We start from the raw sequence: 18,809 nt of genomic DNA on the forward strand, positions 1-18,809 counted from the left end.
GCCACGACAGGTGTCGCGGCAGCGCCAACAAGCTTGACCAAACCGGAATACAAGACGTCGCAAGTGCTCGCCACTGCACGCGGGGTTTGTATTTGAACCGTTTCTAAGGTGTCGACGTTTGGGGTTTCTCAAGATTGCTCAACAAGAGCTCAGGAGGAACGTCGATGAAGACATTCGTGGTTGGTCTGACGGCACTGCTGATGACGACGTCGGCCTACGCCCAGAGCGCAGGCCAGGCCGGCGCCGCCGGCGCTGGCGAGGCCGGTGGTCGCGGCGGTTCGGCCGCGCGCAGCCAGGGCGCCCCCGAGGGAAGCTCGGGCGGTCGTGGTTCCGGCACCGACGGCGCCCGCAGCGAGACGGGCGGACGCGCCGAGGCCGGCGGACGCCGAGAGGGTGGTCGCCCGGAAACCGGCGGACGCGGCGACACGGCGATACGGGATCTTCAGGGCGGAGACGCTCAGACGAAAGCTTCGCAGAACCGGGATTCGCAGTCTCGCGGCGCCGACCGGAGCGATCGCGACGGCGACCGGGCGACCCGCACCTCCTCCCGGGAGGACCGGGCCGGTGGCCGCGCGCAGCGCGACCGCGTCTCGGTTGATACTCGCAGCGAATCCCGCAGCGAGCGCGTCGAGGGCGGGCGCCGGTCTGGCCGCTTCGTCTTTATCGGCGGCCAGCGCGTGGTCTATGGCTCGCCCGAATACCGCCGCCTCGTCACGGTGGAGCGCCGCGGCGGCGACCGCGTGGTCGAGCGCGCGCGCCGGCGCTACGTCACCATCCGGGGCCAGCGCGTCCTGTACGGCTCGCCCCAGTATCGCCGCCTCGTTCGGGTCGAGGAGACGACGACCCGCCGTCCGGGCACCCGCTACGTCGTGGTGCGCGGCCAGCGCGTGGTCTACGGCTCGCCCGAGTATCGTCGCCTGACGGTGACCGAGCGCCGCGGCGGCACTGTCGGGGCCCGCTTCGAGGAGCGCGGGTTTCGCGGCAAGGCCGTCTCGTCCCGCACCGAGGAACGGCGCGACAGCCGGAACGTGCGGTCCACGCAGGGCGAGTCCCGCGAGGGCATCCGGAACGCCGACCCGCGCCAAGGCAACGACCGCAACCGCGCCGCCGCCGACCGTGACATGAACCGGAACCGGGGCGGTGAGGACGCCGGTATCCGCAACGCGGCCGAACGGTCGGGCGGCGCCGAGCGCGGCGCCGAGCGTGGCACTATGAACACCGGCAGCCGGAGCGGGGGCGCCGAGCAGGGCGGGTCCGAGCGAGGGATCAGCGGTGGCTCGAACGGCGGCGGCCTCGGTGCCGGCTCCGGCGGCCGGAGCGGCGCGGGCCGCAACTGATCCGACGCAATGGGGTGCCGGGCCTTCCGCGAGGCCCGGCAATTCCGCGCTCTGACATCCGGCTGACCGGTTCGGACCCGTGAATCGGATGGAGCGCGCGTCGCCTCTTCTCGAGGCCAGGGCGAGGGCAGAGTCCGGTCTGCGTTTCAGAAACCCACGCGTCCACCTGGAAGGAGAGGAGGCGCTTCGCGGGCCGGACCTGAAGCGATCAGCCCGGATCGGTTCAGGCCTTCAGCACGGATTCGGCGATGTCGCCGCCGCCCCGACGGGCGAGGTAGGCCGGCTGGAACAGACACATCCGCACGGCATCGCGGTACTTGCCATTGACGAAGAACTCGTCCTTCAGGATGCCCTCCGGCTGGAACCCGCAGCGCTCGTAGATCCGCACCGCGCGGGCGTTGTCCTTGTCCACGTGCAGGTAGAGCTTGTGGATGTTGAGGACGCTGAAGGCGTAGTCCATGGCGATGCGCGTGGCCCGCGGGGCATAGCCCTGGCCCTGGAAGGCCGGGTGGATGGCGATCTGGAACTCGCAGCGGCGGTGCAGGTGGTTGATCTCGACGAGCTCGACGAGGCCGGCCGGTGCGCCCTCCGAATTGGCGATGATGAAGCGCCGTTCGGTCTGGTTGTGGATGTTGCGCTCGTAGAGCTGCGCCAGTTCGGCGAAGGACTCGTAGGCCTCCTCGAACCAGTAGCGCATGATGCTGTCGTTGTTGTTGAGCTGATGCACGAACATCAGGTCCTCGCGCTCCAGGGGGCGGAGCTTCACGGGGCCGTCCGCCGCGATGGTCCGGGCGCTGATGGCAGTCATGGGGTCGATCCGTTCAGGGCGTCGCGCATTCCGCGGCGAGCCGGTCCATGAAGGCCTCGCCGGCCCGGAGGGCCGCCAGGGTGATGTATTCGTCCGGCTGATGCGCCTGGTCGATGGAGCCGGGGCCGCAGACCACGGTGGGGATGCCGGCGGCCTGGAAGCGCCCGGCTTCCGTGGCATAGGGCACCGAGATCGTGTGGTTGCGCCCCGCCACCCGGAGCGCCAGCCGCTCGGCCACCGAGCCGGGTTCCGGCGCGAGGCCCGGCACCGCGACCTCCTCCAAGGTCTCGATGCGCCCGTAATCGCCGTAGCGATTGAGCCGGTCGCGCAGCACGGTGCGGACCTTGGCTTCGAACAGGGCCGGAATCTCGCCCATTTCGAGGTCGGGCAGGCCGCGGAACTCCCAGTGGAAGGTGCAGACCTTGGGCAGGATGTTGCGGGCGGTGCCGCCCGCGATGGTGCCCACATGCACGGTGGTGGCGGGCGGGTCGAAGCGGCCCGAAGCGTCGCCCCGGGCGATCATCGCGTCGGCGATCCGGTTCAGTTCGGAGACGAGATCGGCCGCCGCCATCACCGCATTGGCACCGAGCATCGGCTTGGCCGAGTGAGCCTCGTGCCCGTGCACGGTGGTGAGATAGGTGACGATGCTCTTGTGCGCATCCGCCACCTCGAGGTCGGTCGGTTCGCCGACGATGACCGCGCCGGGACGCGGCAGGTCGGCACCGAAGCGCGCGATGGTGTCGGTCACACCCAGGCAGGTGGTCTCCTCGTCGTAGGACAGGAGGATGTGGATCGGGCGCTTGAGGTCGGCGGCCTGGAAGCGCGGGATCGCCGCGAGCGCCAGGGCGCAGAAGCCCTTCATGTCGACGGCGCCGCGTCCGTAGGCGCGCCCGTCCGCCACCCGCAGGGTGAAGGGGTCGGCGCTCCAGGCCTGGCCCGTCACCGGCACCACGTCGGTATGGCCGGACAGCACGATGCCGCCATCGACCATCGGCCCGATGGTGGCGAACAGGGCCGCCTTGTCGCCGTCGGCGTTCGGGACGCGGACGAAGGGCACGCCGAGAGCGTCGAGGGCGGCCACCACGCTGTCGATCAGCGCGAGGTTCGATTTCGAACTCTCGGTGTCGAAGGCCACGAGCCGCGCCAGCCAGTCGAGGGTCTCCGGGCGCGGGCCGTCGCGCGACATGACCTTAATGGACGCTGCGGCGGACGTGGGGGGAATCCAGGGAGAAGGCCGGAATCTCCGCCTCGAAGCTCTCGCCCGCATCGGTCGCCATGGTGTAGCTGCCGGCCATGAGGCCGTCCGGCGTGGTGAGCGGGCAGCCGCTGGTGTAGCTGAACGACTCGCCCGGCTCGAGCACCGGCTGCTTGCCGACGACGCCGGCGCCGCGCACCTCCTGGGTCTCGCCGCGCCCGTCGATGATACGCCAGTGGCGCGAGCGCAGCTGCACCTGCTCCGAGCCGTTGTTCACGATCTCGACCGTGTAGGCGAAGAAGTAGCGGCTCTCGGCCGGCGACGATTCCTCCTCGACGAAGCGAGGCATCACGGTCACGCTAATTCCGCGCGTCTGAGCCTTGTACATCCCCGTCATTGCCTCCCTGCCCGGACCTGAACCCCGATCGCCCTGCGGTCGCGACAAGCACTGGGGGTCGTGGTACGGCCCTCGCAAATGCCCGTCAATCGTGGTGAATGCGTGCGTGGCGCATGCGTGCCCACGCACCGTCCATGCGCGCCTGTTCCAGGCGTGCCGACGCAACGTCGAGGTCCGTCCCCCGTGATCGAGCAGACCGTTCCGCGTCGCGCCGCCGCCGCGCCACCCGGCCGGGCGCTCCTCGCCAGCCTCGCCCTCGCGGGGCTGGCCGGTGCCTTCGCCTGGGCCGCGCCCGATCGCAACGGCTGGGCCGCCCTCGCCCTGGCGCTCGCCCTGGTTCTCGACGGATCGGCGCAGGCCACGGGGGCCTGGCTCGCCCGTCGCGGGGACGGGTTGCCCCGGATCGTCGGCCTGCCCTCCCTGGTGCTCGCCTTCGGCCCTGGGTCCGGCCTCGGCGCCGTGCTGTTCGCAGCAGCCCTCCTGGTCTGGCCGGCGGGCTTCCCGGTGCTGGCCAGCGCGCTCGCCGGGCTCATCGCCATGGGGGCCATCGCGCGCCTCGTCCTGGCCTGGATCGTGCTGCGCATCCCGTCCGAGCCGGAGGCTTAACCGGGTCTTAGGCGATCCCGCGGCATGCGTGCAGAATGCGGCGTTCCCGCCCCGGCCGACGGGGTGGTGCCCGAACGAGAGCGGGTGGTGCGAGCGGATGCCGGACGCAGATCAGGACAAGACAGGCCCCGGCCCTCACGGGATCTTGGCGGCGCAGGGCATCCTGGCCCTGACGCGGTCCGGCGCGATCCGGCCCGACACGCCCTACGCGCCCGACCAGATCCAGCCCGCAAGCCTCGACCTGCGCCTCGGCGCCCGGGTGTTCCGCGTACGCACCAGCTTCCTGCCCGGCGCCCGCACGGTGGCGGCCTGCATCGAGGCCTTCGTGCTGCACGAGATGGATCTGACGCACGGCGCCGTGCTGGAGACGGGCTGCGTCTACATCGCCGAATTGCAGGAGCACCTCGCCCTGCCGGCCGATCTCGCGGCCAGCGCCAACCCGAAGAGTTCCACCGGCCGCATCGACGTGTTCACCCGCGTCATCACCGACCGGGGCGCCGCCTTCGACCAGGTCGAGGCCGGCTATCGCGGGCCGCTCTACGCCGAGATCTCGCCCCGGACCTTTCCGGTGAAGGTCCGCACCGGCTCGCGCCTGTCGCAGATCCGCTTCCGGCGCGGCGAGCCCCGCCTCTCCGATTCCGAACTCGCGGGCCTGCACGCGACATCACCGCTGGTCGACGCCCCGAACCCGACCTTCCAGGGCGGCATCGGCGTCTCCATCGATCTCGCGGGCTTCTCTGGCCTCGTCGGCTATCGCGCCCGGCGCCATACGGGCCTTGTCGACGTCGATGCGCCGGGAGCCCACCGGGCCGCGGATTTCTGGGAGCCGCTGCAGGCCGACGCCTCGCGGGCCCTGATCCTCGATCCGGGCCAGTTCTACATCCTGGCCTCGAAGGAGGCGGTGCAGGTGCCCCCCGACTTCGCCGCCGAGATGGTGCCGTTCGATCCCCTGGTGGGCGAGTTCCGCGTGCATTATGCGGGTTTCTTCGATCCGGGCTTCGGCTTCGCCGCCGCCGGGGGCGCCGGCGCCCGGGCCGTGCTCGAAGTGCGCTCGCGCGACGTGCCGTTCCTGCTGGAGGACGGGCAGATCGTCGGTCGCCTCGTCTACGAGCGCATGGCCGAACGCCCCGCCACCCTCTATGGCGCAGGCGCCGGCTCGAACTATCAGGCCCAGGGGCTGAAGCTCTCCAAACATTTCGCCTGAAGCGAGACCTTCGCCTCCGGCCGACTCCGGACCTGCGGAGATGCCATGACCGTGTCCAACGACGACGAATTGACGGCGCTGAAGCGGATCGGGCGCATCGTCGCCGATGCGCTCGACGCGATGGGCCGGGCCATCGAGCCCGGCATGACCACGCGCGACCTCGATGGGATCGGCCGGGCGTTCCTGGAGACGGCCGGCGCCCGGCCGGCGCCCGAGATGGTCTACGGCTTTCCCGGCGCGACCTGCATCAGCGTCAACGAGGAGATCGCGCACGGCATCCCGGGAGAGCGCCGGATCGGTCCGGGGGACCTCGTCAACATCGACGTCTCCGCCGAGCGGGACGGCTACTTCGCGGATACGGGCGCCTCGTTCGCCGTACCGCCGGTGACGCGGGCGGTGGAACGGCTGTGCCGCGACGGGCGCCGGGCGATGTGGGCCGGCCTGCGCCAGGTCGGTCCGGGCAAGCCGCTGGCCGAGATCGGGAACGCCGTGGGGGCCTTCGCGCGCAAGAACGGCTATACGCTGGTGCGCAACCTCGCCAGCCACGGGGTCGGCCTGTCGCTGCACGAGGCGCCGACCGAAATCGCGACTTGGCCCGACCCGTCCGAGCGCCGGATCATCCAGGAGGGCCTGGTGTTCACCGTCGAGCCCTTCCTGTCCCTCGGCGCCGACTACGCGGAGGATGGCGACGACCCCTGGACCCTCTACAGCCGACCGCAGGCCCTGACGGTTCAGTACGAGCACACCGTCGTCGCTTCCCGCAGCGGACCGCTGATCCTGACGATGCCGGGCCAATAGGCGCCGTCGCGAACGCAGGAAGACCGGACCTCAGGACACCATACCGGGCCGTCCCGGCCACGTCTTCCAGTCCCTTGTTCAGGCGAATTCTTCTGTTCAGGCGAAGTCTTCTGTTCAGGCGAAGTCTTCCGGCCGGTGCTTCGACCGCTCTTCCGCGACCCGGATCGATCCCGGCGGCGCCGTCAACGCCGTGCGCGGACGCACGCAAACGCGCGGGCCCTGCACCGGCATGACGCCTCGGGGCTGAGCCGGAATGGAGGAAACCGCCTCAGGCGGCGACCAGGGGCATAAACGCGCTTGGCCTATCCTTTAATCCCGAAAATTCAGCACCGAATGTAGAATTATTCTGCTTGCGCGGACTTCTGGTATACCAAATAATGCCAATATGCGAACCGCCAAGTGAAACGCGTGGCTGATCTCAGGCGGGCGGGGCGCAAACGAGCATTCCAATTCGGATCCTCAGCAAAACGCTCAACGTCCCAAGCAGAACGAGGAACTCAGCTCATGGCGATGTCCGCTGCCGCGCCCCCTATAGCGAAACCGTCCGCCAATCGATGGTTGCAACTCATCTTCGGCGTCGCCTGCATGGTGGCCGCCGCCAATATCCAGTACGCGTGGACTCTGTTCGTCCCCGAGATCCAGAAGACCTTCGGTTGGGATCGCGCCGCGATCCAGGTCGCCTTCACCATCTTCGTCGTGGTGCAGACCTGGCTGACTCCCATCGAGGGCTACTTCATCGACAAGTACGGCCCGAGCCGCGTGGTGATGTTCGGCGGTCTGATGACCGGCCTCGCCTGGGTGATCAACTCCTACGCCACCACGCTCACCGGCTTCTACATGGGCTCCGTGGCGGGCGGCATCGGCGTCGGCTGCGTCTACGCCACCTGCATCAACAACGCCCTCAAGTGGTTCCCGGACAAGCGCGGCCTCGCGGTCGGCCTCACGGCGGGCGGCTACGGCGCCGGCTCGGCCCTGACGATCATCCCGATCGCCAACATGATCTCGCAGGGCAGCTACGCCCAGGCCTTCTTCGTGTTCGGGCTGATCCAGGGCGGCATCATCATGCTGGCGGCCATCGGTCTGCGGGCGCCGTCCAAGGGCGAGGTCACCTTCTCGACCAAGGTGCTGCAGACCCGGCGCGACTACACCCTGCGCGAGGCCCTGCGCACGCCGGTCTTCTGGGTGATGCTGCTGATGTTCACCTGCACGGTGACGGGCGGCCTGATGGCCGTGGCCCAGCTCGGCGTCATCGCGCAGGATCTCGGCGTGAAGGAATTCCAGGTCAACCTGTACTTCTTCGCCATGGCCGCGCTGCCCTTCGCGCTGATGCTCGACCGGATCATGAACGGCATCTCGCGGCCGCTCTTCGGCTACGTCTCCGACCGGATCGGCCGTGAGAAGACGATGTTCATCGCCTTCACCATGGAGGGCATCGGCATCGTGGCGCTGGGCTATTTCGGCACCAACCCGTGGGCTTTCGTGATCCTCTCCGGCATCGTGTTCCTGGCCTGGGGCGAAGTCTACTCGCTGTTCAGCGCCACGGCCGCCGACACCTTCGGCTCCAAGCACATCGGCAAGATCTACGGCGTGCTCTACTGCGCCAAGGGCTTCGCCGCCCTGTTCGTACCGGTGGGCAACCTGCTGATGCAGGCCACCGGCACCTGGGCGACGGTGCTCTACACCGTGGCGATCATGGACCTCGTGGCAGCCTTCCTGGCCATCGCGGTGCTGCGGCCGATGCTCAAGCGCCACCATGCGGCGCAAGGGCAGGTCCAGCCGGCCGGCGCCCTGGCGCATGCCTGACCCATCCCGCGCCCCGGTACCGGGCGCGGGACTTGCCTATCCCCTGCGAGCCGGATCCCCTCCGGCTCGCAGTCGTTCGAGGCCGAGGTCGACCGGGGCGCCCCGGTCGACCTCGCACCGGCAAAGGTTTCCGCGATGGTCGTCTCCATCCTCCTCGCCCTGGTGAGCATTCCCTTCGCGGCCATCGTCCTGCGAACGGCGGACTTCAACCGTGACGTCTTCGCCATCCTGTATGTCTCGTCGCTCGGTCTGGTCCTGTCGGCCATCCTGCTCGTCGGCGGGTACTACCTGCTGCCGCTACCCCCGATCGTCGCCGATCCCGTTCACCGGTAGATCACCCGGCCGGATGGCTTGGCGGCCGCGCCGCGCCAACAACGTCGCAGCCGAACGCGCCAGCCACGCTCCGGCTGCATGACCGCGTAGCGGTATACGATATACCAGACGCCGTTGTGCAGTGCGATAAACCCGGATCGCCATCGGGATCCGCACCATGATCGCTCTGTTCGTTCTCGGCCTGTGTGCCGTCGCCATCGGGCCGATGCTGGCCCTCCTCACCGACGATGCCGCTTCGGGCTCGGTCCTCCCGGACAAAGCCTCGGCCGGCATGTTCGTCGCGCTCAACGACAACACGCTCACGGCGGCCCGACGGGCCGCCTGATCGCCCGGTCAGGGAGCCTTCGCGGTCCGGGCCGACGGGGCAGGGCGACCGGACCGGGCCGGCCTTGCAGCGGAGACCGGCGCGTCCTCGGTCGTCAGCGCGCCGTTCGCATCGTCGAGGACCGGAATCTGGTCCAGGGTGAGGAGAGGTCGGGTGGAGCGGGCCCCGCCGCGCAGTGGCTCGGCACGGCCCGGGGCCGCTTCGGACACGGCAGCCATCACGGACGCAGAACCCCTGCGCGATGGCGTCGGGGCCACCGCGACGGATGCCGTCGGCATCGCGGCCTTGACCGGCGGGAGCGTGGGAGCGGCCGGCGTCGCTTCCGCCCGCTCCGTTTGAACCCGGTCTCCTGGCACAGGCGGCGCCCGCAGGGGCATCGCCGAGGCCGGGCGCGCGCCCGCGATCTCTGCCTCGTGCGACGCGGCCCAGACACGGGCCGGCGCCAGCGCCGCATCGTCGGCCGGGTGCGGTGCCTTCACGGTCAGAACCAGCAGGACCGGCAGGCTGAGGACGGCCACCAGGGTCAGGCCCGCCACGGCGCCGGAGCGGATTCCGCGGAGGACCGGATGGGGTCCCGATTCGTCGAGCGGGCGCAACGGTCCGATGCGTTGATGCGAGGACCGGCGCCACCGCTTCGCCGGAACGGGGCGTCGGGGCAGACCGATCCAGGGACCGCCGACTACAGGACCACCGACAAAAGGATCTTGGCCCATAACAGTTCTTGGCCCGTGGCGCGGCGTCGTGAAACCGGACGATTCCGGCTATCGCCAAGTGTTCGCTCGCGGATTTCCAGAACGCAACACTTTTCATCACGGGTGTCGGCCCGCGCCGATCGGACCGACACCCGATGAGCCAAGCCGTGCAACGCGCCGGGGATGCCGAAATCCTCCGGGCCGACGGATTCGACCGGCCCTCAGGGCTTCGGTGAACCGGAGCCGTTCCGGTCCCGTTGCCGGTCAGGCGCCTGCCGCCTCCCGGTCGACGAGCCAGGCGAGCCGCCCGACGCTGCGGACGTGCCGGACGGGCAGGTCTTCGCCGCGCGCGAGGCGGCGCAGGGGCTCCTGCTTTCCGGCACCGGTCACGAGAAACAGGGTCTCGCGGGCGGAGGCGAGGGCCGGGACGGTGAGGGTGATGCGGGGCACGAAGGGGGCGAGCCCCGCCTCCGGCACCGGTGCCGTCCACGCGTGGCGCTCGCTCAGGGCAGGCTTGCCCGGAAACAGCGAGGCGGTGTGGCCGTCCTCGCCGAGGCCGAGGAGGACGAGGTCGAACAGCGGTCTGGCCGGGTCGAGCACGTCCGCGCCGTAGAACGCCCGCAGGGTCTCGGCATAGGCGCGGGCGCCGGCCTCCGGCGTGCCGTGCGTGTCCATGGCGTGGAGATGGCCCTCCGGGATCGGAGCCTCCCCGAAGGCGTCGCGCGCCATGCGGACATTGCTTGCCGCATCGGTCCACGGCACCATCCGGTCGTCGCCGAAGAACCAGTGCAGGCGCTCCCAAGGCAGGTGCGCCCGGTAGGCCGGCCCGCTCAGCAACCCGTAGAGTCGCTTCGGCGTCGAGCCGCCGGAGAGGCAGACCGCGATGGCCGGGCGCGGCGCCGACTGGCACAGGGCCACGAGACGATCGGCGGCGGCCGCCGCCACCGCATCGGCGTCGGGCAGGATCTCGGCGCGCTCGGGCAGGGGGATCATCGGCGCAGGCCCTCGAGGCTGGCAGGGAATGAGGTCCGGGGTGCCCCTCGGACCAGCGGACAACCGACGCGGGCCTATTTCGGCTCCAGAACTACTTCGGTTCCTGGTGCCCGCCAAAGCCCTTGCGCATCGCCGAGAGCAGCTTGTCGGCGTAGCTTGCCTCCTCGCGGGAGCGGAAGCGCGCGTAGAGGGCGGCCGAGAGCACGTTGGCCGGCACGGATTCCTCGATGGCGGCATTCAGGGTCCAGCGGCCCTCGCCGGAATCGGCGACGAAGCCGGAGAAATGTTCGAGCGTCTCGTCCTGCGCCAAGGCACCGGCGGTCAGATCGAGGAGCCAGGACGAGACCACGCTGCCGCGGCGCCAGACTTCGGCGATGTCGCCGATGTCGAGGTCGAAGCGCTGGGCCTCGGGCAGATCCTGGGAATTGGCGTGCCGGAGGATGTCGAAGCCCTCGGCATAGGCCTGCATCAGGCCGTACTCGATGCCGTTATGGACCATCTTGACGAAGTGGCCCGCACCGCTCGGCCCGGCATGGATGTAGCCCGCCTCCGCGCGCGGATCGCGCCCCTCGCGGCCGGGGGTCTTCGGGATGGTGCCGACGCCCGGCGCCAGCGTCTTGAAGATCGGATCGAGGCGCTCAAGGGCGGCGTTGTCGCCGCCGATCATCATGCAGTAGCCGCGCTCGAGACCCCAGACGCCGCCGGAGGTGCCGACATCGACGTAGTGGATGCCGGCGCTCTTCAGCTTGGCGGCGCGGCGGATGTCGTCCTTGTAGAAGGAATTGCCGCCGTCGATGACGACGTCGTCCGCCGCCATCAGCCCCCCGATGGTCTTCACCGTGGCCTCGGTGATGGTCCCCGCCGGCAGCATCACCCAGGCGGCGCGGGGCGCGGAGAGCTTGGCGACGAAGTCCTCCAGACTGTCCGCGCCGACCGCGCCCTCCGCCACCAGGGCGGCGACCGCCTCGGGGTTCTGGTCGAAGACGACCGCGTCGTGCCCGTCGCGCAGCAGCCGGCGGACGATGTTGCCGCCCATCCGGCCGAGGCCGATCATGCCGAGTTGCATCCCGTGTCTCCCGTGTCCGCGATGACGCGCCGGACTCGAGCCCGGCCGTCGCACGCTCCCTCGCGAGCAGGGCTATCGCACTTGGCCCGCCAGGGCGAGGCGGCGGTTCGGCCGCCGCGCCCTGCGTCGCACGCAGGGGTTCCGCTTCAGGCCGAGGTCGGCCCGACGCCCGGCTCGGCCAGCGCCGCCCCGACGCCGATCTCGGCCGCCTGGGCCTCGACCACGGCGGCGGCCGTGACGTTGACGATGCCGCGCGCGGTGACCGAGGGCGACAGGATGTGGGCTGGCTTGGCCGGCCCGATCAGCAGCGGACCCACCGGGAGGGCGTCGGCCAGCACCTTGGCGAACTGGAACGCGATGTTGGCCGCATCGAGGTTCGGCAGGATCAGCACGTTGGCCGCGCCCTTCAGGCGCGAGGCCGGCATCACCCGGTCGCGGATGACCTCCGACAGGGCGGAATCGCCCTGCATCTCGCCGTCGACCTCCAGGTCGGACCGGCGCTCCCGAATCAGCCCGAGGGCGGTCCGCATCTTCACCGCCGAGCGCGAATCCGACTGGCCGAAATCCGAGTGGCTCAAGAGCGCGATCTTAGGGGTCAGGCCGAAGCGGCTGACGTGCTCGGCACAGGCCACGGCGACGTCGGCGATCTCCTCGGCGCTGGGGTCCGGCCGCACGTGGGTGTCGGCCAGGAAGTAGGCGCCCTCCTTGGTGACGATCAGGCTCATGGCGGCGAAGTCGAGCACGCCGGGGGCGAGGCCGATCACGTCGCGGATCACCCGCAGGCGGGTCTCGAAGCGGCCCTCGAGGCCGCAGATCAGCGCATCCGCCTCGCCGCGACGCACCGCGATGGCGCCGATCACGGTGTTGTTGGTGCGCACCAGGGTGCGGGCGGCGTCCGGCGTGATGCCGCGCCGTCCGGCCGCCTCCAGGTAGGTGGCGACGTAGTCGCGGTAGCGCGGATCGTCCTCGGGATCGATCAAGTCGAAATCGACGCCCTGCTTGAGCGAGAGGCCGAAGCGTTTGATCCGGGTCTCGATCACCCGGGGGCGCCCGACCAGGATCGGCCGCGCGACCTTGTCCTCACAGATGGCCTGGGCGGCGCGCAGCACGCGCTCGTCCTCGCCCTCGGTGTAGATGACGCGCTTGGGGTTCTCCTTCGCCTTGGAGAAGATCGGCTTCATGATGAAGCCCGAGCGGTGGACGAAGCGGTCGAGGCTGTCGGTATAGGCCTGGACGTTCTCCAGGGGCCGGCCGGCGACGCCGGAATCCATCGCCGCCTGGGCGACGGCGGGCGCGATGCGCAGGATCAGGCGCGGGTCGAACGGGCTCGGGATCAGCGAGCGCGGGCCGAAGGGCCGGGCCTCGCCGCCATAGGCGCGGGCGACCACGTCGGAGGGCGTCTCACGGGCCAGCGCCGCGATTGCCTTCACGGCGGCCTGCTTCATCTCCTCGTTGATCGAGGTGGCGCCGACGTCGAGCGCACCCCGGAAGATATAGGGGAAGCACAGGACGTTGTTGACCTGGTTGGGGAAGTCCGAGCGCCCGGTGCAGATCATCGCGTCGGGGCGCTTCTCCTGTGCCAGGTCGGGCATGATCTCGGGGTAGGGGTTGGCCAGCGCCATGATCAGCGGCTTCTCGGCCATCTTCTCCAGATATTCGGGCTTCAGCACGCCGCCGGCCGAGAGGCCGATGAACACGTCCGCGCCCGGAATCACCTCGGCCAGCGTGCGGGCCTCGGTCTCCTGGGCGTAGATGTCCTTCCAGCGGTCCATCAACTCGGGCCGACCCTTGTAGACCACGCCCTTGATATCGGTGACGGTGATGTTCTCGACCCGGGCGCCGAGCGACACCAGCAGGTTGAGGCAGGCCAGCGCCGCCGCGCCCGCACCCGAGGTGACGATGCGGACGTCGGGGAGGTTCTTGCCGGCGAGTTCGAGGGCGTTGAGGACGGCGGCCGCCACGATGATGGCGGTGCCGTGCTGGTCGTCGTGGAAGACCGGGATGTTCATCCGGGCCCGGCACTGCTCCTCGACCTCGAAGCACTCGGGCGCCTTGATGTCCTCGAGGTTGATGCCGCCGAAGGTCGGCTCCAGGGCACAGACCACGTCGACGAGCTTGGCGACGTCGTTCTGGGCGACCTCGATGTCGAACACGTCGATGCCGGCGAATTTCTTGAACAGGACGGCCTTGCCCTCCATCACCGGCTTCGAGGCCAGCGGCCCGATATTGCCGAGGCCGAGCACGGCGGTGCCGTTGGTGAGCACCGCGACGAGGTTCTGCCGGATGGTGAGGGTGGCGGCCTCCTGCGGGTCCTCGTGGATCGCCATGCAGGCGGCGGCGACGCCGGGCGAGTAGGCCAGCGCCAGATCACGCTGGTTGCCGAGCGGCTTGGTCGCCTGGATCTCGAGTTTTCCGGGACGCGGCAGGCGGTGGTAGACCAGTGCTCCCGACTTGAGATCGTCGGACATGTTGTCGCCCATGGTCGTCCTCCTTCGGATGTCGCGCTGCCCCCGGCGTCGGAGCGCGTCTCCCATCATCGGCGGGGTTTTTGACTGGGGCTCCTGTTGCACCGGCTGCCCAGTGGGCGCAACCCGAGCCGGAAACCCCGAATCGACCGCGCCCACCTGCCGTTCGGGCCGGTTTCCCCATCGGAGCAAATGCCCGTGGCCGGCCGGCATTGTCGCGTCGGGCCCGAGGTCCGACGCTGACGATCGGGGCGTTTTGTTCCATCGCGGACCGGTTTGCGGGCCTGCCTGCGCCCCGAAAGCGGCTCGGCGTTGCGAGAGCGCCCCGAATCCCGTACCCGCTTGCGTTCGAAATCCTCACCCTGCGACGTGAAACGACCCAAGGTCCGCGACGATGTCCGATACGCCTCCCGACCGCCTCGCTGTGAATCCCAACAGCCCGTTCTACGACGAGAAGATCCTGGAGCGCGGCATCGGCATCCGCTTCAAGGGCGTCGAGAAGACCAATGTCGAGGAATACTGCGTCAGCGAGGGCTGGGTCCGCCTCTCGGCCGGCAAGACCCTGGACCGCGCCGGCAATCCGATGACGGTGAAGCTCAAGGGCCCCGTGGAGCCGTATTTTCGCGATGAGACTCCGGCCGAGGGCTGAGCCTCAGGCCGACGCGTCCTCCAGCGGGAACGGCGTCGGCTGCCAGTAGGGCTCGAGCTTGGTGCCGCGGATGTTGTCCGCCTCCCAGCCGTGCAGGATTTTCGCGAGGGCGGCCCGGTCGCCGGCCAGGAGCGGTTCGGCGACGCTCAGGACCATCCGGCGGCGTTTCTGGACCCAGGCGATATTGGGATACCGATCTTCGCGAAGCTCCGGCTCCAGGGTTTCGTAGAGCGCCCGCGCCGAATCCAGGTCGCCGAGAGCGATGTGGAAGATCAGGCGAGTTTCCGGCCATTGCGGCACCTTGCGATCGGTGCCGTCGGTGTAGACCGCCCAGAATGCCGGCAGCGAATCGATCGCGCGAAGCCGGGGTAGTGCTTCCGTCGCGATGACCGAGAGTAGATCGTCGATCATCGTCGGATCCGACCAGTCCCATTCCACCATGCGGGACGATGCAGGACGATGCAGGTAGCCGGAATAGCCGATGCTCGTCAGCAGATCGGGACCCGGCATGAAGGTCTGCAACATCGTCCATTGCGGCGTGCACAGATCCTTGTGCGAACTTCGGTCGATCAGGACACGCAGCGCCACGTGCCGAACCGGCAGAAGCCAGAGATAGTGGGACCCGATCTGTCTCAGATCGTCATACTGCGCTGCCAGGGGCCCGAAAATCTGTTTGATCTGCTTGGCGTTCGTCATCGGGAAGGCCTTATTTCATTCACGATAATGCGCCGCGTGCCAGGGAAATTGATGGCAACCATCCGTGCGATATGGGTGGCACGTAGAGCTGCGAGGCCGCTCTTGCCGGTCTTGAAATCGTGGACGCAGACCGTCAATGGGTCACTTTTTTCAAGGGCGTCGAGACGAATTGAGAACTGAGTTCCGTAGGGCACCGGGTCTGTTTTATCGGGAATAACCGGTTCCGTTGTACCAGGAACATATGAAACTTCTTGAACAAGATTCGGATCGTTAAGTGCACGAATTTTTGCAGCAGCGACGGCGTGAACTTTATTGCCGAAATCCTGCGCGTCCATGAAATTACCGGTCGTGCGCACCTGAGAGACGGAGTCATCGAGGATCCCCTGAACCTCGCCACGACGCGGACAGGCGGCGTCCAGTTCCGCTTGGTCGACCCGACCGACCCACATGGCCGGATTGTTCGCATCCGACCCGGGCTCATACGCGCTGGCCGGCGCCTCAAAGATCGCAGTGCCATCCCGGCTCTTCCGGAGAGAAAGGATTGAGAGCAAGGCCATCCCGGCCTCGACAGCTGCTGCAGTCCGTGACCGGGATAGTTGTGGGGCTCTCGCGCTTTGAACGAATGCTTCCGGCTCCACCCGGCCGTCGATCCGAGTGCCGCGCGACAGGATCTCTCCCGTCTCGCCATCGCTGATGGTCTGGGTCCGCCCCTCCATCTCGAAGAGCGTCTTGGTTCCATCCGGCGCGATGACGACGTGCCGCTCGTCCCAGGTCTCGGACGGCTGGCTGCGAACCCGCAGCGAGAGCACCCGCGAGCCGTCATCGGCGATGACGTCCTGCCCGTCGTCTCCAGAGGTCCATCGCCCGGCCCCGGTCTGGCCAGCCGGGGTGCGAGGCTGATCAGGATCGTACGCCCGGGAGAGGAGATGCTCGACGCGGAGCAGTCCGACTTCGACTCTCAGGGCTGCGAGGTCATAGGGGAGTTTCGCGCGTTCTCCGCTTTGGCGACCTGACGACGACATGGGCGGTGCTCCCGAGAGATCGAGCGACCGGCCCATCTGTCTCATAGACACGCCAAAATATCAATAAAAACCTATCATAGCTCTATATTCATGGATAGGTTCGGTCAATCGCCCTCACCCCGAGCACCCGCTCCCGCTTCGCCCGCTCGCCGGCGAAATTCCGCACCGCCACGGCGACCGCCTCCGCCAGCGCCGCCTCGGAGGTCGGGTCGCGCAGGACGAGGCTGGTGATGGCGTCGGGGTGATTCTTGCGCTGCTTCGGGGTGCGGGCGTGGTTCGAGACCCGCAGGGCGAAGGCGCAGGCTTCGGGCTTGAGGTAGACGCTGTCGCCCCGGGTGTTGCGGGCGACCACCGCGAAGCCCTGCGCCGCGAGGATCTCGACAGCGCGGACCAGGGCCTCCGCGGGCCTGAGGACGGATGTCACGGGTAACGATCCCGCCGGGCGGAGGAGGGGGCTTGGCCCCTCAGGCGCCTTTTTCGGGCAGGTTGAGGCGGATGTGGAGCTCGCGCAGCTGCTTCGGGGTGGCCTCGGCGGGGGCGCCCATCATCAGGTCCTCGGCGCGCTGGTTCATCGGGAACAGCACGACCTCGCGCAGGTTCTGCTCGCCGCAGAGCAGCATGACGATGCGGTCGATGCCCGGCGCGATGCCACCGTGCGGGGGGGCGCCGAGCTTCAGCGCGTTGAGCATGCCGCCGAACTTCTCCTCCAGCACCTCGACGCCGTAGCCGGCGATACCGAAGGCCTTCTCCATCACGTCGGGGCGATGGTTGCGGATCGCGCCGGAGGACAATTCGGTGCCGTTGCAGACGATGTCGTACTGGAACGCCTTGATGTTCAGGATCGTCTCGGCATCCGACGGATCGAGGGCCAGGAATGCCTCGCGGTCGAAGTTCGGCATCGAGAACGGGTTGTGCGAGAAGTCGATCCGCTTCTCGTCCTCGTTCCACTCGTACATCGGGAAGTCGGTGATCCAGCAGAAGGCGTACTGGTCCTTGTCGGACAGGTTCAGCTCGTCGCCGATGCGGATGCGGGCCTTGCCGGCGAGCGCCGCCGCCTTGCCCTCGGTGCCGGCGGAGAAGAACACCGCGTCGCCGGCCTTGGTCCCGGTCTTCTGCGCGATCAGGGCCTGGACCTCGGCCGGGATGAACTTGGCGATCGGGCCCTTGCCGGTGAGCGTGCCGTTGTCGTCCTCGAAGATGATGTAGCCGAGGCCAGGCGCGCCCTCGGCGCGGGCGAAGTCATTGAGCTTGTCGAAGAACGAGCGCGGCTGGGTCGCCGCCCCCGTGGCGGGGATGGCCCGGACCACGCCGCCGGACGCGATCACGCCCTTGAAGGCCTTGAAGGCGACGTCCTCGCGGGCGAATTCGTCCGTCACGTCGGCGATGATCAGCGGGTTGCGCAGATCGGGCTTGTCGACGCCGTATTTCAGCATCGCCTCGGCATAGGGGATACGCGGGAAGGTGCCGGTGACGCGCTTGCCCTCGGCGAATTCCTCGAAGACCGAGCGCAGCACGGGCTCCACCGCCTGGAACACGTCCTCTTGCGTGACGAAGCTCATCTCGATGTCGAGCTGGTAGAACTCGCCCGGGCTCCGGTCGGCGCGGGCATCCTCATCGCGAAAACACGGCGCGATCTGGAAGTAGCGGTCGAAGCCCGCGATCATCGTCAGCTGCTTGAACTGCTGCGGGGCCTGCGGCAGCGCATAGAACTTGCCCGGGTGCACGCGGGACGGCACGAGATAGTCGCGCGCGCCCTCCGGCGAGGAGGCGGTGAGGATCGGGGTCTGGAACTCGAAGAAGCCGCCGTCGCGCATCCGGCGGCGCAGGCTGTCGATGATCGCCCCGCGCTTCATGATGTTGGCGTGCAGCTTCTCGCGGCGCAGATCCAGGAAGCGGTACTTCAGCCGGGTCTCTTCCGGGTAGTCGAGGTCGCCGAAGACCGGCATCGGCAATTCGCCGGCCGGGCCGAGCACTTCGAGGTCGTCGATATAGACCTCCAGCGCGCCGGTGGGCAGGTCCGGGTTCTCAGTGCCGGCGGGGCGGGTGCGGACCCGGCCGTCGATGCGGATGACCCACTCCGAGCGCGCCGCGTTGGCGGCCTGGAAGGCCTTCGAGTCCGAATCCACCACGCATTGCGTCAGGCCGTAATGGTCGCGCAGATCGATGAACAGCACGCCGCCATGGTCGCGGATGCGGTGGCACCAGCCGGAGAGGCGGACGCTCTCGCCGACGTCGGACGGGCGCAGCGCCCCGCAGGTATGGGTCCGATAACGGTGCATGGCAGGCTGTTGCATCAGGGGCTGACAGATCACGGGCGCTTGGGATGGAGCGGCGCACCATTCACGTGGGGGGTGCGAAGTCAAGGCGACGGGCAGGCACCGAGGACTCGGGAGCCGAAGCCGGAGGCGTCGAGAGCAGGG

The 18,809-nt window shown here is 68.8% G+C and carries 19 protein-coding genes; 8 read left to right on the top strand and 11 right to left on the bottom strand.

Annotation, left to right across the window (positions count from 1 at the left end; genetic code table 11):
- The first annotated feature begins 164 nt into the window (after positions 1-164).
- Complete coding sequence (locus tag ASF57_RS21120) at positions 165-1,337, top strand: hypothetical protein (RefSeq protein ID WP_056487051.1); 1,173 nt, start codon at positions 165-167, stop codon at positions 1,335-1,337.
- Between the two features lie 223 nt (positions 1,338-1,560).
- On the opposite strand, the gene speG is transcribed toward ASF57_RS21120, so the two are convergent.
- Genes speG through apaG form a run of 3 tightly spaced genes read right to left on the bottom strand, consistent with a single transcriptional unit; the run spans position 1,561 to position 3,728 of the window.
- Positions 1,561-2,145, bottom strand: a complete 585-nt coding sequence (gene speG / locus ASF57_RS21125) for a spermidine N1-acetyltransferase (RefSeq protein WP_056185397.1) — start codon at positions 2,143-2,145, stop codon at positions 1,561-1,563.
- 13 nt (positions 2,146-2,158) lie between these two features.
- Positions 2,159-3,331 carry an acetylornithine deacetylase gene (gene argE / locus ASF57_RS21130; protein WP_056487054.1) on the bottom strand — a complete coding sequence of 391 codons (1,173 nt, stop codon included), beginning with the start codon at positions 3,329-3,331 and terminating at the stop codon, positions 2,159-2,161.
- Between the two features lie 4 nt (positions 3,332-3,335).
- A complete protein-coding gene (gene apaG, locus ASF57_RS21135; protein ID WP_056185404.1) occupies positions 3,336-3,728 on the bottom strand; it encodes a Co2+/Mg2+ efflux protein ApaG in 393 nt (130 codons plus the stop codon).
- 192 nt (positions 3,729-3,920) lie between these two features.
- On the opposite strand from apaG, the gene ASF57_RS21140 reads away from it, so the two are divergent.
- From ASF57_RS21140 to ASF57_RS25990, 6 genes are all read left to right on the top strand, one after another.
- Complete coding sequence (locus ASF57_RS21140) at positions 3,921-4,343, top strand: hypothetical protein (RefSeq protein WP_056487057.1); 423 nt, start codon at positions 3,921-3,923, stop codon at positions 4,341-4,343.
- Between the two features lie 97 nt (positions 4,344-4,440).
- Positions 4,441-5,547 (top strand): 2'-deoxycytidine 5'-triphosphate deaminase, encoded by a 1,107-nt coding sequence (locus ASF57_RS21145; protein WP_056487060.1) that lies wholly within the window; start codon positions 4,441-4,443, stop codon positions 5,545-5,547.
- A gap of 45 nt (positions 5,548-5,592) precedes the next feature.
- Entirely contained in the window at positions 5,593-6,345 is a 753-nt protein-coding gene (map, locus tag ASF57_RS21150) for a type I methionyl aminopeptidase (protein ID WP_056487064.1), read from the top strand.
- Between the two features lie 504 nt (positions 6,346-6,849).
- On the top strand, positions 6,850-8,148 hold the full coding sequence (oxlT, locus tag ASF57_RS21155; protein ID WP_056487067.1) for an oxalate/formate MFS antiporter: 1,299 nt from the start codon (positions 6,850-6,852) through the stop codon (positions 8,146-8,148).
- A 135-nt stretch (positions 8,149-8,283) separates the two neighbouring features.
- Positions 8,284-8,481: a hypothetical protein gene (locus ASF57_RS21160; RefSeq protein ID WP_056185421.1), complete on the top strand. Its 198-nt coding sequence runs from the start codon at positions 8,284-8,286 to the stop codon at positions 8,479-8,481.
- Positions 8,482-8,638: 157 nt separating this feature from the next.
- A complete protein-coding gene (locus tag ASF57_RS25990) occupies positions 8,639-8,806 on the top strand; it encodes a hypothetical protein (protein ID WP_156376258.1) in 168 nt (55 codons plus the stop codon).
- Positions 8,807-8,814: 8 nt separating this feature from the next.
- Here the strand turns inward: ASF57_RS25990 and ASF57_RS21165 are convergent, their stop codons facing one another.
- From ASF57_RS21165 to ASF57_RS21180, 4 genes are all read right to left on the bottom strand, one after another.
- Positions 8,815-9,342 carry a hypothetical protein gene (locus ASF57_RS21165; protein WP_156376259.1) on the bottom strand — a complete coding sequence of 176 codons (528 nt, stop codon included), beginning with the start codon at positions 9,340-9,342 and terminating at the stop codon, positions 8,815-8,817.
- 420 nt (positions 9,343-9,762) lie between these two features.
- Complete coding sequence (gene pgl, locus ASF57_RS21170; RefSeq protein ID WP_056487073.1) at positions 9,763-10,491, bottom strand: 6-phosphogluconolactonase; 729 nt, start codon at positions 10,489-10,491, stop codon at positions 9,763-9,765.
- 91 nt (positions 10,492-10,582) lie between these two features.
- Positions 10,583-11,557 carry a phosphogluconate dehydrogenase (NAD(+)-dependent, decarboxylating) gene (gnd, locus tag ASF57_RS21175; protein WP_056487076.1) on the bottom strand — a complete coding sequence of 325 codons (975 nt, stop codon included), beginning with the start codon at positions 11,555-11,557 and terminating at the stop codon, positions 10,583-10,585.
- Between the two features lie 146 nt (positions 11,558-11,703).
- Entirely contained in the window at positions 11,704-14,037 is a 2,334-nt protein-coding gene (locus tag ASF57_RS21180; RefSeq protein WP_056185432.1) for an NADP-dependent malic enzyme, read from the bottom strand.
- 379 nt (positions 14,038-14,416) lie between these two features.
- On the opposite strand from ASF57_RS21180, the gene ASF57_RS21185 reads away from it, so the two are divergent.
- Positions 14,417-14,671, top strand: coding sequence for a DUF3297 family protein (locus ASF57_RS21185; protein ID WP_056185435.1), 255 nt, complete (start codon positions 14,417-14,419; stop codon positions 14,669-14,671).
- Positions 14,672-14,674: 3 nt separating this feature from the next.
- Here the strand turns inward: ASF57_RS21185 and ASF57_RS21190 are convergent, their stop codons facing one another.
- The 4 genes from ASF57_RS21190 to aspS all read right to left on the bottom strand — a co-directional run bounded on the left by ASF57_RS21190 (position 14,675) and on the right by aspS (position 18,668).
- A complete protein-coding gene (locus ASF57_RS21190; RefSeq protein ID WP_056487079.1) occupies positions 14,675-15,367 on the bottom strand; it encodes a hypothetical protein in 693 nt (230 codons plus the stop codon).
- Complete coding sequence (locus ASF57_RS21195; RefSeq protein ID WP_156376260.1) at positions 15,364-16,389, bottom strand: hypothetical protein; 1,026 nt, start codon at positions 16,387-16,389, stop codon at positions 15,364-15,366. Before ASF57_RS21195 ends, ASF57_RS21190 begins: the two co-directional genes overlap by 4 nt.
- A gap of 88 nt (positions 16,390-16,477) precedes the next feature.
- On the bottom strand, positions 16,478-16,813 hold the full coding sequence (locus ASF57_RS21200) for a hypothetical protein (RefSeq protein ID WP_056487085.1): 336 nt from the start codon (positions 16,811-16,813) through the stop codon (positions 16,478-16,480).
- Between the two features lie 40 nt (positions 16,814-16,853).
- Positions 16,854-18,668, bottom strand: coding sequence for an aspartate--tRNA ligase (aspS, locus tag ASF57_RS21205; RefSeq protein ID WP_056487088.1), 1,815 nt, complete (start codon positions 18,666-18,668; stop codon positions 16,854-16,856).
- Positions 18,669-18,809 lie beyond the last annotated feature (141 nt).

The sequence above is a fragment of the Methylobacterium sp. Leaf117 genome, assembly GCF_001422985.1.
Taxonomy (GTDB): domain Bacteria; phylum Pseudomonadota; class Alphaproteobacteria; order Rhizobiales; family Beijerinckiaceae; genus Methylobacterium.

Excerpts from the sequence above, each read along its gene's own strand:
- apaG (WP_056185404.1), bottom strand. The coding sequence starts at position 3,728 with ATGTACAAGGCTCAGACGCGCGGAATTAGCGTGACCGTGATGCCTCGC.
- gnd (WP_056487076.1), bottom strand. The coding sequence starts at position 11,557 with ATGCAACTCGGCATGATCGGCCTCGGCCGGATGGGCGGCAACATCGTC.
- speG (WP_056185397.1), bottom strand. The coding sequence starts at position 2,145 with ATGACTGCCATCAGCGCCCGGACCATCGCGGCGGACGGCCCCGTGAAG.
- ASF57_RS21160 (WP_056185421.1), top strand. The coding sequence starts at position 8,284 with ATGGTCGTCTCCATCCTCCTCGCCCTGGTGAGCATTCCCTTCGCGGCC.
- pgl (WP_056487073.1), bottom strand. The coding sequence starts at position 10,491 with ATGATCCCCCTGCCCGAGCGCGCCGAGATCCTGCCCGACGCCGATGCG.
- ASF57_RS21180 (WP_056185432.1), bottom strand. The coding sequence starts at position 14,037 with ATGGGCGACAACATGTCCGACGATCTCAAGTCGGGAGCACTGGTCTAC.
- ASF57_RS21145 (WP_056487060.1), top strand. The coding sequence starts at position 4,441 with ATGCCGGACGCAGATCAGGACAAGACAGGCCCCGGCCCTCACGGGATC.
- argE (WP_056487054.1), bottom strand. The coding sequence starts at position 3,331 with ATGTCGCGCGACGGCCCGCGCCCGGAGACCCTCGACTGGCTGGCGCGG.
- ASF57_RS21120 (WP_056487051.1), top strand. The coding sequence starts at position 165 with ATGAAGACATTCGTGGTTGGTCTGACGGCACTGCTGATGACGACGTCG.
- ASF57_RS21185 (WP_056185435.1), top strand. The coding sequence starts at position 14,417 with ATGTCCGATACGCCTCCCGACCGCCTCGCTGTGAATCCCAACAGCCCG.
- map (WP_056487064.1), top strand. The coding sequence starts at position 5,593 with ATGACCGTGTCCAACGACGACGAATTGACGGCGCTGAAGCGGATCGGG.
- ASF57_RS21190 (WP_056487079.1), bottom strand. The coding sequence starts at position 15,367 with ATGACGAACGCCAAGCAGATCAAACAGATTTTCGGGCCCCTGGCAGCG.
- oxlT (WP_056487067.1), top strand. The coding sequence starts at position 6,850 with ATGGCGATGTCCGCTGCCGCGCCCCCTATAGCGAAACCGTCCGCCAAT.
- aspS (WP_056487088.1), bottom strand. The coding sequence starts at position 18,668 with ATGCACCGTTATCGGACCCATACCTGCGGGGCGCTGCGCCCGTCCGAC.
- ASF57_RS21195 (WP_156376260.1), bottom strand. The coding sequence starts at position 16,389 with ATGTCGTCGTCAGGTCGCCAAAGCGGAGAACGCGCGAAACTCCCCTAT.
- ASF57_RS25990 (WP_156376258.1), top strand. The coding sequence starts at position 8,639 with ATGATCGCTCTGTTCGTTCTCGGCCTGTGTGCCGTCGCCATCGGGCCG.